The sequence below is a fragment of the Marinobacter caseinilyticus genome, assembly GCF_011074955.1.
Lineage (GTDB): Bacteria > Pseudomonadota > Gammaproteobacteria > Pseudomonadales > Oleiphilaceae > Marinobacter > Marinobacter caseinilyticus.
Map to the genome: position 1 here is coordinate 1 of NZ_WUQJ01000025.1, position 9,254 is coordinate 9,254.

Genomic DNA, 9,254 nt, shown 5'->3' on the forward strand with positions numbered 1-9,254 from the left:
GGTCGCCTGGCTTTTGTAGCCGACGCTTCAGCTTCGGGGGGCCCGGCAGGGCCCAGATCATCACCCCGGCAGGCCAGGGCCTGCTTCGAAGCTGAAGCATCGGCTACAGTTGCAGGTCGCAGGTCGCAGGTCGCAGGTTGGAGGTTCCAGGCCACAGACCGCCGTTGGCTGACCCCAGTCACCAGTCGCCCACGCTACCGGGCAGCACTGCCATGCCTTGCGGGAATCTCCCAGCCGACGCGGTCGCCTGGCTTTTGTAGCCGACGCTTCAGCTTCGGGGGGCCCGGCAGGGCCCTGATCATCACCCCGCCAGGGCCCAGATCATCACCCCGGCAGGCCGGGGCCTGCTCCGAAGCTGAAGCATCGGCTACAGTTATTAGTAGCGGTCATCATTTGCCGGTAGCCGTCTTCGGTGACCGTCGGCGATTCATCCGCCTGTGATTTTGGCTTTAGTGTGCGGCAGAGGCGTGGCCATATTTGCCACTGGCGTTGTATTAGTGGCAATAAGCACCACCTATTTTGAATTGAGTTGAAAAAACGTAAATGGTCGTAGTACATTGAGCTATCAGTTTCGCTATATAAAACACGGTTTCGAAAAATACAATTCAACAGTGGCTCAGGTTTCCCCCTGATACGGGGCAGGCAACTGCTCCGCCTGCGGGTTTGTCGGTCAACCGTTACCGGTTCACCCTGTGAGTCACCTGCCGAGTCAAAAAAGGAGGCGTTATGTCCGAAGTCGTAAAGTACAGCCGCGAAGGCGAGATCGGTGTCATCACCGTTAATTACCCGCCCGTCAATGCACTCAGCCACGCGGTGCGTTCCGGCCTGATGAGCGCTTTGAGTCAAGGCCAGAGCGATGACGCCGCCAAGGCCCTGTTGCTGGTCTGTGATGGCCGTACCTTTGTCGCCGGGGCGGATATTCGTGAATTCGGCAAGCCCATGCAGGAGCCGGGTCTGGCGGCCGTGATTGACGCCGTCGAAAGCAGCGACAAGCCGGTTGTGGCGGCCATTCACGGCACCGCCCTCGGCGGCGGCCTCGAACTGGCACTGGGTTGCCACTACCGGGTAGCGCTGGCCAGCGCCAAGGTAGGGCTGCCGGAAGTGAAGCTGGGTTTGCTGCCCGGCGCCGGTGGCACCCAGCGGTTGCCCCGGCTGACCGGCGCCCGGAAGGCGCTGGAGATGATTACGACCGGTGACTTTGTGTCTGCCGGCGACGCCCTGACGGCCGGCATCGTCGATGCTGTCGAGCTGGGTAACGATGCTCGCGCGGTGGGCCTCGCCTTTGCTGGCGAGGTCGTTGCGGACAACCTTCCGGTGCGCCGCGTCCGCGACCTGAACGACCAGCTCGCCGCCGACAAAGGCAGTGACGTGTTCGAGCAGTTCCGTGCCGGGCTGACTAAAAAAGCCCGAGGCCTGTTCTCGCCCTTCAAGTGTGTGGATGCGGTGGAAGCGGCCTTCACACTGTCGTTTGCCGACGGCATGAAGCGTGAGCGCGAGCTGTTCATGGAATGCATGGATTCGCCCCAGCGGGCGGGCCTGGTGCACGCGTTCTTCGCCGAGCGCGAAGTGTCGAAAGTCCCAGGTCTGCCTGCCGATACCCCAGTGCGCGACATCAACAGCGTCGGCATTGTTGGCGCAGGCACCATGGGCGGCGGCATCGCGATGAACTTTGTTAACGTCGGCATCCCGGTCTACCTGTTGGAAGTCAAACAGGAAGCGCTTGATAAAGGTGTGGCGATCATTCGCAAAAATTATGAAAACTCCGCCAAAAAAGGCCGTATCACTCAGGATCAGGTAGAAGAGCGCATGGCGCTGATTCGCCCGACCCTGGCCTACACCGATTTCAGCGACGTCGATCTGGTGATCGAGGCGGTGTTCGAGAACATGGCGGTGAAAAAAGAGATCTTTGGCCAGCTGGACAAGGTGTGTAAGCCCGGCGCGATTCTGGCGTCCAACACCTCCACCCTGGACATTGACGAGATCGCTTCCGCCACCCAGCGCCCGGAAGACGTGGTGGGCATGCACTTCTTCAGCCCGGCCAATGTGATGAAGCTGCTGGAAAACGTGCGCGGCAGCAAGACCTCCGATGAGGTCAAGGCGTCGGTGATGGCCATGGCCAAGCGCATCAAGAAAGTCGGTGTGCTGGTGGGCAACTGCTACGGCTTCGTTGGTAACCGGATGCTGCATCAGCGCGGGGCAGAAGCCACCGCCCTGGTCAACGAAGGCGCGACTCCCCAGCAGGTGGACAAGGTCCTGACCGACCTCGGCTTTCCCATGGGGCAGTTCGCGATGTCGGACCTGGCCGGTATCGACATCGGCTACAGCATTCGTAAGGAGCGTCGCAAAAACGGCGAAGACATCCCCGCCAGCTGGCTCGACAAGCTGGCCGAACAGGGCCGTCTGGGCCAGAAAACCCAGGCCGGCGTCTACAAGTACGAGGAAGGCAACCGCAAGCCCATCCCCGATCCGGACGTCGACGCGCTGATTGCCGAGTTCCGCAAGGAGCAGGGCATCACGCCCCGGGAGATCACCGATCAGGAAATCCTTGAGCGCTGCATGTACGTGATGGTCAACGAAGGCGCCAAGATCCTCGAAGAGGGCGTGGCGGCACGGCCGCTGGACATCGACATCACCTGGATTTACGGCTATGGCTTCCCGGCCTACCGTGGTGGCCCGATGTTCTGGGCCGATCAGGTCGGTGTGAAAACCATTTACGACACCGTGAAGCGATTCCACGACACCGTGGGTGGCAAGCAGTGGAAACCCGCCGCCCTGCTGGAACGTCTGGCAGCGGACGGCAAGACTTTCGGCGAGCTGTAACGCCCCCGGCCCGGAGACGGTCGCCGCGCCTGATGGCGGCCGTACGTTTGCTGTGCGGGTAGTGTGCCAGCATTCCGGGCGCCCCATCGACGTCAACCAAGAGGACAGTGTTTATGTCTGACGCAGTTATCGTATCGACCGCTCGTACCGGTCTTGGCAAATCCTATCGCGGTGCCCTGAACAACACCCACAGCGTGGACCTGGCCGGTCACGTCATTGAGCACGCCATCCAGCGCGCGGGCATTGACCCGGCCATCGTCGAAGACGTCATTCTCGGCGCCACCTTCCACGAAGGTGCCCAGGGCAAGAACATCGCCCGACTGGCGGCGATCCGCGCCGGCCTGCCCGCCACCACCGCCGGCATGTCGATCAACCGGTTCTGCAGCTCCGGCCTGCAGGCCATCAGCCTGGCGGCGCAGCGGGTGCTGTCGGAGAAAGTCCCCGCCATGGTGGCCGGGGGGGTGGAATCCATCAGTCTGGTGCAGAACGACAAGCTCAACAGCTACCGCGCCACCAACGACTGGCTGATGAAGAACAAGCCCGAACTGTACCTGTCGATGATCGAAACCGCCGACATCGTCGCCAAACGTTACGGTGTCAGCCGCGAAGCTCAGGACGAGTATGCCCTGATCAGTCAGCAGCGCACCGCCGCCGCGCAGCAGGCCGGCAAGTTTGATGACGAAATCGTACCCTTTGACGCCACCATGATGGTGAAAGACAAGGAAACCGGTGAGGTCAGCACCAAAGCGGTCACGCTCAACACCGATGAGTGCAATCGTCCCAACACCACACTTGAGGGCCTGGCCAAGCTGGAGCCGGTCCGCGGGCCTGAGCAGTTTGTGACTGCGGGCAACGCCAGTCAGCTGTCGGACGGTGCCTCAGTGTGCCTGGTGATGGACGGCAGTTACGCCCAGAAGAACAACATTGAGCCTATGGGCATCTTCCGTGGCTTTGCGGTCGCCGGTTGCGAGCCCGACGAAATGGGCATCGGCCCGGTGTACGCCATTCCCCGGTTGCTGGCCCGTAACGGCCTCACCATGGACGACATCGATCTGTGGGAACTGAACGAAGCCTTCGCCTCGCAGGTGGTGTACTGCCGCGACAAGCTCGGCATCCCGATGGAGAAGCTCAACGTCAACGGGGGCTCCATTTCCATCGGTCATCCCTATGGGGTTACCGGCTCACGCCTGACCGGGCACGCCCTGATCGAGGGCAAGCGCCGGGGCGCGAAGTACGTGGTGGTGACCATGTGCATCGGTGGCGGCCAAGGCGCGGCCGGACTGTTTGAAGTGGTCTGACCGACACGGCGAACCCGGGCCGATCCCGTGGTTCGCCCGGCCTGTGGGTCATTAGAGCCCTCAGCGTTACTGGAGCATCAGCGCTACCAGAGCTTCAGCGTCACGAAAGCGTCAGCGCCCGTAAGCATTCAGCGACATCCGAGCGAGGGACCGCTCCACGATACGTGGGCGGTCCAGAGTGGTAGGATTTAACCATTCAGACAGCCTAACCGGAGAACAACATGAGCCGCGAAGCCAGAGCCGTGGTATGTCGGGCCTGGGATCAGCCGATCCAGGTTGAGACCATTCAGGTCGCCGCCCCCAAACGCAATGAAATCACCATCAAGGTCGCCGCCTGCGGCGTGTGCCACAGCGACCTGTCCGCCGCGACCGGCAAAATCCAGTACCCGCCGCCGCTGGTGCTTGGCCACGAAGCCGCCGGGGTAGTGATTGAAGTGGGCGAAGGCGTCACCGAATTTCAGGAAGGCGACCATGTGGTCAGCTCGTTCATTTCCATGTGCGGCAAATGCCGCCAATGCGTCCGCGGCCGGCCGGTGCTCTGTGAAAACGCGCGCAAGGCGATGTTCACCCTGCCCGATGGCACGGTCCGGACCACCGACGCCGACGGCAACGACCTCAACGTCTTCGGGGCCTGCGGTGTGATGGCGGAATACGCCACCCTGCACGTGGACAACGCGGTCAAAATCGAACAGGACGTGCCGCTGCAAAATGCTGCCCTGGTGGGCTGTGCGGTCATGACCGGGGTTGGTGCGGTGTTCAACACCGCCAAGCTGGAACCGGGCTCCCGGGCCGCCGTGTTCGGTGTTGGCGGGGTGGGGCTCAATGCCATCCAGGGCTGCCAGACCGCCGGCGCCGAGATGATCGTCGCGGTCGACACCCACGCGGGCAAACTCGAGATGGCGCGGCAATTCGGTGCCACTCACACCATCAACGCGAATGAGGTGGAAGACGTCGCCAGGGCCGTGAAAAAGCTCACCGGCGGGGTCGATTACGCGTTTGAGTGCGTCGGTGCCGGCGCCGTGGTGGCGCAGGCCTACAAATGCCTGGGCCGGGGCGGTACCGCCGTGGTGGTGGGTGTCGCCGACCCGAAAGACAAAACCAGCATTGGCACCCTGTCGCTGCCTGCGGATGAACGTACGCTCAAGGGCAGCTGGCTGGGCTCCGCCCGACCACAGCACGATTTCCCGAGAATTATCGCGCTCTACAAGGCCGGTAAGCTCAAACTGGACGAGCTGGTCACCCGCACCTACAGCGTTGAGGAAGCCCCTCAGGCGTTCGACGACATGGTGGCCGGTAAAAACGCCCGGGGCGTGATCGTTTTTGAATAAGCGTTGAAAAAGCTTTTGAAACAGCCTTTTGATAAAACCAGGGCCGGACACGAAGACCCAAAGGAGACAGAGCATGAACAATTTGGTGAAAAACTACATTGATGGTCAATGGGTTGAATGGCACGGCGACAGCATCGACGTGCACGAAGCCGCCACGGGCGACGTGATCGCAAAGGTCCCGTCGTCTGAACGCCTCGTCATGGAGGAAGCCATTGAGGCCGCCAGCCATGCCTTCGAAGACTGGTCCGAGACCCCACTGGCCAAGCGCATCAAAGTGCTGGAACAGCTGCACGAGGGCCTGAAAGCCCGCGCCCCCGAGATCGCCGAGACCGTCGCCCGCGAAGTCGGCATGCCGATCAAACTGGCGACCGGCATCCAGGCCGGCCTGCCGGCCACCGTCACCGGCAGTTACCTCAAGATGCTGCCGGACTTCCCCTTCACCGAGCAGGTCGGCAATTCCGAAGTCCAGAAGGTGCCGGTCGGTGTGGTGGGCTGTATCACGCCGTGGAACTACCCGCTGCATCAGGTCATCCTGAAAGTGGTGCCGGCCTTGGCCGCCGGGTGCACCATCGTGCTCAAGCCCAGTGAAATTGCGCCCATGAGCGCCTATATCCTGGCGGACATCCTGGACGGCACCGACCTGCCGAAAGGCGTGTTCAACATGGTGTGCGGCCTGGGGCAGGAAGTCGGTGACACCCTGATCAAACACCCGGACGTGCAGATGGTGTCGTTCACCGGCTCCACCATGACCGGCAGCCTGATCATCCAGGCCGCCGCCGACGACTTCAAACGCTTCGCCCTGGAAATGGGCGGCAAGTCGGCTTCGGTGATCCTGCCGGATGCCGATCTCAAAACCGCCGTCAAAGGCACCGTCAACAACTGCCTGCTGAACTCCGGCCAGACCTGCACCGCGTTAACCCGCATGCTGGTGCCGGCGGACCGGCACGACGAAGCCTGTCAGCTGGCGGCCGAAGCCGTCGCCAAAATGACACCGGGCAACCCGCTGACCGAAACCACCCGCCTCGGCCCCCTGGCGTCGGCCAAGCAGCGCGACAAAGTGGTGGATTACATCAAACTGGGCATCCAGGAAGGCGCCACCCTGGTGGCCGGTGGCCCGGACGCCCCGGAGGGCTGCGAACAGGGGTACTTCGTGCAGGCCACCGTGTTTGGCAACGTTAAACCCGACAGCCACATTGCCCAGGAAGAAATCTTCGGGCCGGTGCTGTGCGTGATCCCCTACAAGGATGAGAAGGACGCCATCCGCATCGCCAATGGCACCGACTACGGCCTGTCTGGCGCGGTCTGGTCCGCCGATCAGGCCAAAGCCAAGGCGGTTGCCAGCAAGCTGCGCACCGGCCAGGTGTTCGTCAATGGGGGCGCGTTCAACCCGCTGGCCCCCTTCGGTGGCTTTGGCCATTCCGGCATTGGCCGGGAATTCGGCAAATGGGGCCTGGAAGAGTTTCTGGAAGTCCGCGCCCTGCAGCTGTAGTGAAGCCTGCGGTGCAAAAGTGAAGCCTGCCGTGCAAACGCCCGAGACCGGCGCGATGCACGTATGAGGTGCAGCTATAAGCAGCTATAAGCAGTGTGGCAACCAACACCGCACTGTTTATCAACGCTGCCCCTGACGAACGCCCATAACCACTGACCGAACCGTTGAGCTAACCCTTTGACCAACGATCGCGCGTGTTATTGAACTGACGATTGAGCTAACGATTTAGTTAACCACAGAGGAAAACGCATGAGTATCTGGACCGACAGGCCCACATTGGAAGGCATGACTGAGCGCAGCCAGCAAACGGCCCTGCAGCACCTGGGCATCGAGTTTCTGGAAGTGGGCGACGACTTCGTGAAGGCCCGGATGCCCGTGGACCATCGCACCATACAACCCGCCGGTATCCTGCACGGCGGCGCCTCGGTTGTGCTGGCGGAAACCCTCGGCAGCGTTGCCGCCAACCATTGCCTGCGCGGCGAAGGCAAAGCGGCGGTCGGCCTCGAAATCAACGCCAACCACATCCGCTCCGTGGCCTCGGGCTGGGTATACGGCGTCGCCAAACCGCTGCACATCGGCGGCTCCACCCAGGTTTGGGAAATCCGCATCGAGAACGAAGACGGCAAACCGGTGTGCATATCGCGCATTACCATGGCAGTGATTGACACCCGTTGATCAGCGGCACATGCGTGAAGCGCTTTGTCTCACCCCGGCGCAAAGACCAATTCCGACCCCCCCCCCCCCCACGATTTCCGGCGCTCACGGACGAGCGCAACACCTCCCCAGCCCCATGACCCACCGACCAGCCACAGACCCACCCCGGTTCTCGTCCGGTGTATGACACCAACGTGGTTTTGTAACCCTCTGTGAAATCGTCTGGTGTATGTGCATTAGCAAGCTACACTTCAGTCTACGGCTTGGAATACGCCGCATAACACCCTGGCGGATTCCCGGAACACAGCCAGTGACCTCATCCACGCGACTCAGGGACGACCGCCATGCACGATTCTTTACGCCGGTTCATTTCCCTGTGTCTCTGTTTGATTGCCAAGTGCGTGTTCTTCGTTAAAGCGTTGATGCAATTAAAAACGCCAGATCGATTTAATTTTGAATCATTTCTGCCAAGGCGTTTGAGTCGGGATATTGAGGCTGGTCTATGTGCTAGGACTAAACATGAGCATGTGACCCCTATAAATTTATAACTGTGCAGTGTTATTGATTGGATAAAGTCGAGTAGGCATGCAATTACAGAGTGGGGCAGAAAATTTTGGGCTAAGCCCTTGTTAAGTATTAAATTTAGTAGAACCCGACCCAGCCAGACGGTGTTCGTCCTTGTACAGTGATTTCGATGACCATTACGAGGCGATGATTAACGGAAAACGGGGATAGATCTATTTTTAACGATTGAAGCCATAACTTGAGGGCGCAGGTTGCCTTTTAGTCTTAACTTATGGAGATAAAAGGCAATGTCTAGCCTCGATAATGATTAGACGACTGAAACAGATTTAATTTTGGCGCGCAAAAAGGTCATGGAGAGCCTTACAAATAAATCTGTACCAATTTACTACAAACCAATCGGCGCGTGAGCCGGGCGTTTGGCGCTTGGCCAAGCCAAGAAGCAGGCGAGACGAGGGGAAGAAGAATGTCGCTGCTCTGGCGTCACGGAAGCCAGACCAAGAGGCTATCCCAACATTTAGCGAGGTGAGTAATGATATTGCGTGGCTCAGACGGTAGACCCTATAAATCAAAAAATCAGGTCGAAAACGACTCCATAAGAGAGGAGCTCGAGAGTGTTAAAAAGTACGCTAGCGACTTGGAAAGTAGACTCCAAAAACTGGAGACGCGACTGCATGAACTAGAACGCCTTTATCAGTCTACGCCTCAAAACGCAATTGGTTTTCTGCAGCATCTGGTGCAGCAGGATATTGACGATGGCGTCAAAAAAGAGGCGTTGAAACACCATGCCGAGCTGGTGAAAAAGATAATAGATGAATCGCCCCCGGTATTCTAGACACCGCTCAGGCTCTGAAAGTAACGCCGCTCGTACTCTACCGGCGACAGATTATCACTCGTGCCGTGTCGGCGCCTCGGGTTGTAAAACATCTCAATATAGTTGAACACATCGCGCCTGGCAGCTTCCCGTGTCGGATAGATCTGTCGTTTAATTCGTTCCCGCTTGAGTAGCTGAAAGAAGCTTTCAGCCACGGCGTTGTCATGACAGTTACCACGCCGGCTCATGCTGCCTACCAGATGATTGGCCTTCAGAAAGCTTTGCCACTCACCGCCGCTGAACTGACTGCCCTGGTCTGAATGCACCAT

7 protein-coding genes are annotated in these 9,254 nt (G+C 59.8%); 6 read left to right on the top strand and 1 reads right to left on the bottom strand.

The genetic code is table 11. The features are described 5' to 3' along the window. The first annotated feature begins 726 nt into the window (after positions 1 to 726). The 6 genes from GRX64_RS13595 to GRX64_RS13620 all read left to right on the top strand — a co-directional run bounded on the left by GRX64_RS13595 (position 727) and on the right by GRX64_RS13620 (position 8,946). On the top strand, positions 727 to 2,820 hold the full coding sequence (locus GRX64_RS13595) for a 3-hydroxyacyl-CoA dehydrogenase NAD-binding domain-containing protein (RefSeq protein WP_166268166.1): 2,094 nt from the start codon (positions 727 to 729) through the stop codon (positions 2,818 to 2,820). A gap of 113 nt (positions 2,821 to 2,933) precedes the next feature. Then, on the top strand, positions 2,934 to 4,118 hold the full coding sequence (locus tag GRX64_RS13600; protein ID WP_166268168.1) for an acetyl-CoA C-acyltransferase: 1,185 nt from the start codon (positions 2,934 to 2,936) through the stop codon (positions 4,116 to 4,118). A 221-nt stretch (positions 4,119 to 4,339) separates the two neighbouring features. Continuing rightward, a complete protein-coding gene (locus tag GRX64_RS13605) occupies positions 4,340 to 5,446 on the top strand; it encodes a zinc-binding dehydrogenase (RefSeq protein ID WP_166268169.1) in 1,107 nt (368 codons plus the stop codon). A 73-nt stretch (positions 5,447 to 5,519) separates the two neighbouring features. Further along, complete coding sequence (locus GRX64_RS13610) at positions 5,520 to 6,935, top strand: aldehyde dehydrogenase family protein (RefSeq protein ID WP_166268171.1); 1,416 nt, start codon at positions 5,520 to 5,522, stop codon at positions 6,933 to 6,935. A 249-nt stretch (positions 6,936 to 7,184) separates the two neighbouring features. Beyond that, positions 7,185 to 7,610 carry a hotdog fold thioesterase gene (locus tag GRX64_RS13615; protein WP_166268173.1) on the top strand — a complete coding sequence of 142 codons (426 nt, stop codon included), beginning with the start codon at positions 7,185 to 7,187 and terminating at the stop codon, positions 7,608 to 7,610. A gap of 1,033 nt (positions 7,611 to 8,643) precedes the next feature. After that, positions 8,644 to 8,946 carry a hypothetical protein gene (locus GRX64_RS13620; RefSeq protein WP_166268175.1) on the top strand — a complete coding sequence of 101 codons (303 nt, stop codon included), beginning with the start codon at positions 8,644 to 8,646 and terminating at the stop codon, positions 8,944 to 8,946. Here GRX64_RS13620 and GRX64_RS13625 read toward each other — a convergent pair. Then, positions 8,943 to 9,254, bottom strand: a 312-nt coding sequence (locus GRX64_RS13625; RefSeq protein WP_166266528.1) for an IS3 family transposase, incomplete at its 5' end; no start/stop codon positions are given. The genes GRX64_RS13620 and GRX64_RS13625 overlap by 4 nt on opposite strands.